This window comes from Arthrobacter sp. 10T413_2, assembly GCF_056394205.1.
Genome location: NZ_JBFTHK010000247.1, coordinates 1 through 5065, shown reverse-complemented (window position 1 = coordinate 5065; position 5065 = coordinate 1). Strand labels below are relative to the sequence as shown.

5 protein-coding genes and 1 pseudogene are annotated in these 5065 nt (G+C 69.6%); 4 read left to right on the top strand and 2 right to left on the bottom strand.

Annotated elements, in window-relative coordinates; all coding sequences use genetic code 11:
• Positions 1 to 336: 336 nt before the first annotated feature.
• Entirely contained in the window at positions 337 to 675 is a 339-nt protein-coding gene (locus tag AC1DBQ_RS21665; protein WP_476930479.1) for a DUF1579 domain-containing protein, read from the top strand.
• 23 nt (positions 676 to 698) lie between these two features.
• Here the strand turns inward: AC1DBQ_RS21665 and AC1DBQ_RS21660 are convergent, their stop codons facing one another.
• Together AC1DBQ_RS21660 and moaA are read right to left on the bottom strand one after the other, a co-directional pair.
• Positions 699 to 965, bottom strand: coding sequence for a MoaD/ThiS family protein (locus tag AC1DBQ_RS21660; protein WP_476930478.1), 267 nt, complete (start codon positions 963 to 965; stop codon positions 699 to 701).
• Between the two features lie 7 nt (positions 966 to 972).
• Complete coding sequence (moaA, locus tag AC1DBQ_RS21655) at positions 973 to 2112, bottom strand: GTP 3',8-cyclase MoaA (protein ID WP_476930477.1); 1140 nt, start codon at positions 2110 to 2112, stop codon at positions 973 to 975.
• Positions 2113 to 2244: 132 nt separating this feature from the next.
• Between moaA and AC1DBQ_RS21650 the strand changes: the two genes are divergently transcribed.
• From AC1DBQ_RS21650 to AC1DBQ_RS21640, 3 genes and pseudogenes are all read left to right on the top strand, one after another.
• Positions 2245 to 2988 carry a response regulator transcription factor gene (locus AC1DBQ_RS21650; RefSeq protein WP_476930476.1) on the top strand — a complete coding sequence of 248 codons (744 nt, stop codon included), beginning with the start codon at positions 2245 to 2247 and terminating at the stop codon, positions 2986 to 2988.
• Positions 2975 to 4354 carry a sensor histidine kinase gene (locus AC1DBQ_RS21645; RefSeq protein WP_476930475.1) on the top strand — a complete coding sequence of 460 codons (1380 nt, stop codon included), beginning with the start codon at positions 2975 to 2977 and terminating at the stop codon, positions 4352 to 4354. Before AC1DBQ_RS21650 ends, AC1DBQ_RS21645 begins: the two co-directional genes overlap by 14 nt.
• 35 nt (positions 4355 to 4389) lie before the next feature.
• Positions 4390 to 5065 (top strand): annotated as a pseudogene (locus AC1DBQ_RS21640) (hypothetical protein); the annotation flags it as partial.

Sequence of the window (5065 nt, the reverse complement as noted above, 5' to 3'; positions counted from 1 at the left end):
GAAGTCCAGGAGCTCGCCCGTCAGCTCGCGGCCGCCCCGCGGACCGTCACGGTGGTGGGTCCGTTTGAGGAAACCGAGACGTTCGGGCTCTAGCTTTGTAAATCGCCGGTCTTTACACCGGCGCAGGCACGGMGTGATGATGGTGGCGGGGTCACTCGGGAGGGACTCCACTTGGGAGGAACTGTGGACCGGCCACTGCCAGGCAGTGCATGCACAGCGCTAGAGCCTTTCCTGGGCCGGTGGACGGGGACCACACACTGGGAGGCCACCGCATGGGGTCCGGCGCGCAGCGCGGAATCCGAGATCATCTTCTCTCCGGCGGCCGCCGGGCTGGCTGTGACACAGAGCTACCGCCACACGGATGAAGACGGATCCCGTTCCGAAGGCCATGGCGTCTTCACAATGGACCCGGACCGCCCCGACACCTTCTGGTACCACGTCAACAGCATGGGGCTGCCGCCCGAGGCGCCCGCGCRTGCCAGCTGGGAAGCCGGCACCCTGACCGTGGAACGGCGCAGCGACCGCGGCACCGCACGGCACACCTTCCGGGTGGACGACGGCGTCCTGACGCACGCCGCCGAGCTCCGCCTGGGCAAGGCKAGCGAKTTCACCCMCTTCATGACCACCGTCTGCCGCCGCGTCCCAGAAGGCGCCTCCATCCCGGCCTKAGGTTAGCCGATGCGTCGGGCCGTGGAAGCTTAGCCGCCGGCGAACGGCGGCAGCACGTCCACAACGTCGGCCTGCCTGAGTGTCTTTGCATGGTCACGCACGGCCACCTCGTTGAGCAGGAAGCTGGAACGGGACAGGATGCGTGCCAGCGGCGGCGTACCGGCCGGCGGCTCGGGGCGTTMGACGGCGAGGATCGCCTCAAGCAGCGAGGCGAGGGTGTCGCCGTCGGCGAGGTCGAAGCGTTCTTCATCCACGCCGKCGGCAGCGCGCGCGGCAGCGAAGTAGCGTACGTTCACGAAAAAGTCAGCCTCCGATGGCGCTCATGCTGCGGTCCGGCTGGACAAAGTCGGGGGCGTCGAGCCCTACATGGTCCATGCCGTGGGCCTTGGGCTTGATCCACATGGCATMCTGCCAGCGTTCGGCCAGTTGTTCGTCGCTTGCCCCCTCGCGCAGCAGCCCCAGCAGGTCCACTTCCTCGCGCGAGAACAGGCAGCTCATGATCTTGCCTTCGGCAGTGATGCGCGTGCGGCGGCAGTCCGAGCAGAATGGCTCCGTAACGGAGGCGATGATGCCCACGGTGCCGAGCACGGGGCCGGTGGCCTCGTCGGTGCCGGGAACGCGTGCGCGAACTTCGAACCGTTCCGCCGGGGCGCCGTCGCGGTCCCGCGGGTCGGAACTGAKCACGTAGTCGGTGGAGAGCAGCCCGCGGATCTCCGCAGCGGTGATCATGTTCCGGCGGGTCCAGCCGTGGTCCGCATCCAGCGGCATCTGCTCGATGAAGCGCAACTCATAGCCGCGGTCCAGCGCCCAGGCCAGCAAGGCCGGCGACTCGGCGTCGTTGATGCCGCGCATGAGCACGGCGTTGAGCTTGACCGGACCCAGGCCCGCAGCCCAGGCGGCGTCCACGCCGGCGAGGACCTTGTCCAGGAAGGGGCGGCGGGTCAGCTTGGCGAAGGTTTCCTCGTGCAGGGAATCGAGGGAGACGTTGATCCGGGAGAGTCCCGCCGCCTTGAGCCCGGCGGCCTTCTTGTCCAGGCCGACGGCGTTGGTGGTCATRGAGATCGGCAGMTCAGGGTGGGCCTGGCGGAGCGCGGAGATGATGTCCAGCAGATCCGCGCGCACCAGCGGCTCGCCGCCGGTCAGCCGGAGTTCGCGCACGCCCAGCATGTCGACGCCGATCCGCACGATCCGCACGATCTMCTCGGCGGACATCACCGCCTGCTTGGACAGCCACTCCAGGCCCTCGGCCGGCATGCAGTACGTGCAGCGCAGGTTGCACTTGTCCGTCAGCGATAAGCGCATGTCCGTGGCGCGGCGGCCGTAACGATCGACGAGCCCGGCAGGCAGGCCGTGCGGGCGCCCGGACAGCGCGGTTGCGGCAGGCGTGCMTGTTCCGGGACTGCCTGCMTCGCGGGGCTGGGGCATACCCAGTTGAACTGTCATAGAGTCAGGCTACGCCACCCCGAGGCAGACGTCACAGCCGCGTGACGGCAGGGATATTACGTCTTCGGGAACGATGTCCGGCAGGGCTTCGGATGCCTGCCCGCGGCGCGGCCGCGAACCTATGCTGGAAGCGTGAACACGACCCAGCCGGCCCCGGACGCAACGGAGTACCGGCGCATCCTCCTCGTCGAAGACGAGCCGACCATCGCCGGGGTGGTCCGCGACTATCTCGTCCAGGCGGGATTCCAAGTGGTCCTCGCCGCCGACGGGTTCACGGCCCTCCGCCTGGCCGCCGAACGCCGGCCGGACCTTGTCCTGCTGGACCGGATGCTGCCAGGCCTGGACGGCGTGGAAGTCTGCCGCCGGCTGCGGGCAGAACATAGTGTTCCGGTCATCATGCTCACGGCCCTGGGCACCGAGGACGACCGGATCCTGGGCCTGGAAGCCGGCGCGGACGACTACGTCACCAAACCGTTCTCGCCCCGCGAACTGGTCCTGCGCGTCCGCTCGGTCCTGCGCCGGAGCATCCCAGAATTCAGTCCCGAGCCCTCCATCGAAGTGGGCGGCTTCGACCTCAGCCCGGCCGCGCGTACGGTCACCCGCCACGGMCGGCCCCTGGCGCTGACCGCGCGGGAATTCGACCTGCTGGCCTTCATGCTGCGCCGTCCCCGCCAGGTCTTCAGCCGCGAAGAGCTCATGAAGGCCGTCTGGGGCTGGGATTACGGCGACCTCTCGACGGTGACGGTCCACGTGCGCAGGCTGCGCGAGAAGATCGAGGACGACCCCACCCGCCCCGCCATCCTGAAAACGGTCTGGGGCGTCGGCTACCGGCTGGACCCCAGCGACGAGGAAGAAACCGCCGGTGCAGACCTCTGAACTCCTGACCATTATCGGCTGGGCCGTKGCATGGGGCGCCGTGATCGGCGCGGCATCCCTGCTCGTGCTGAAACCGCTKCGCAAGGCCTCCTTCGCGGTGCAGATCTGTGTGGTGGTCCTCGCCGCCGTGGCGGTCCTGATCGCCGGAATGGTCAGCGCCTTCAACGCCATGTTCATCTCGGCCCGGGACCTCGAGGTCATGTGGTACGTCCTGGCCGTGGCCTCTGCGGTGGCCGTTGCCATCGCCCTGGTGCTGGGATCGCGGGTGTCGCGGAACGCCAGGGAACTGGTCGAAGCCGCCCGGAGCATCGGCCGCGGCGAGAGCCCGGGGATCCAGTCCCCGGTGATGAGCCACGAACTGGCCGCCCTCGCCGCGGAGCTCGACTCCAGCAGCCGGAAGCTGGAGGCGTCCCGGCAGCGGGAGGCCGCCGTCGAGAACGCCCGCCGCGAACTCGTAAGCTGGATCTCCCACGACCTCCGGACGCCGCTGGCGAGCATGCGGGCCATGACCGAGGCGCTGGAAGACGGCATGGCATCGGATGTCCCCGGCTATTACCGCAAGATCATTGCACAGACGGACCTCATGGCGGGCATGGTCAACGACCTCCTGGAACTGTCGAAGCTMCATGCCGGGACCATGCGGCTCAAAGCCGAGCCGCTGGACCTGTACGACCTCGCCAGCGACGCCATCGCCGACCTCGCCGCGCTGGCGCAGCAGCATGGCGTCACGCTCGACGGCGGCGGCCKGCGCGAGTGCCTGGCTCTCGCCGACGGCCCCTCGATGGGACGCGCCATCCGGAACGTCGTGCTCAACGCCATCGTCCACAGCCCGCCGGGCTCCCACGTCACCGTCGAAGTGGGGCGGGAAGGGGACCGGGCCGTCGTCGCCGTCACCGACGGCTGCGGCGGGATCCCCGAAGAGGACCTGCCGCATGTCTTCGAGACCGGCTGGCAAAAGGATCCCGCCCGGCGCCCGGCAGGCCGCCTGCCCGCTCCGGACGACGCGGGGGCGCCAGGGGCGGACGAGCCGGCAGGCACGTTGCGCTACAGCGGGGCCGGGCTTGGTCTGAGCATCGTCGCCGGAATCGTCAAGGCCCATGAGGGGACCGTCACCGTGGAGAACGTCGACGGCGGATGCCGCTTCTCGCTGCTGCTTCCCGGACAGGAGGTCCCGGGCAGGGAAGTCCCTGTCAGGGAGGCCTCCGGCCACGAGACGGCCGGCCACGCGACGGCGGTGCTGGCATCCCCGGCGGACGTTCCGTCCGCTGGCGGCCTCGCGACCGGCGCGTCCTCKGCGGGCGGGGAACGGGACAGGCATCCGCCGGACCCGGCGGACGAGACGCTTCACACCGGACGCGCGCAGTGAACCGCGGCGCGGGCCCGGGCGGACAGGGGGCCGAAATGGACAAGGACCTGCACAAGCGGATGGACCACGACACGGCCCAAGCAACGGATGAGGACACGGGCAAGGCCATGGATAAGGAAACTACCGGTCAGGACCAGCAACGCGCCGGAACGCAGGTGCAGCAGTCCAAGCAGCCGCAGTCCAGGCAACCGCAGACCAAGCAAGGTCGGCCGAGGCAAGACCGTTCCAAGCAGCGGCGGACGCGGGACCTGTGGGCCGCCGCGGCCGGACTGGTGGCCGTCGGGACCGCAGTGGTGCTCGGCGAACTCACGGCAAGCCTGGTGAGCCCCACGGTTTCTCCCGTGACGGCCGTGGGCGGGGCAGTGATCGATGCCGTCCCGCCGGGCGTCAAAGAATGGGTCATCTCCGTCTTTGGTACCGCGGACAAACTGGCGCTCCTCGGTGGCATGGCACTGGTCATCGCCGCGCTCGCCGCCTTGTCCGGGGTCCTGGAAGTGCGGCGCCGATTCGCCGGGGTGGCCGTCATCGCGGTCTTCGGCGCCGTGGGCCTCGTGGCCGTCCTGAGCCGGGCCGACCTGACCGCGAACGCCATCCCCGTCCCGGTGCTCGTGGCACTCGTGGGGATCGCCCTGCTGCGGTGGCTCATCCGMAAACTCGAGACGTGGCTGCCGGCCCCGGACGGAGCCCCGGACGAAGCCACGGACGGGGCGC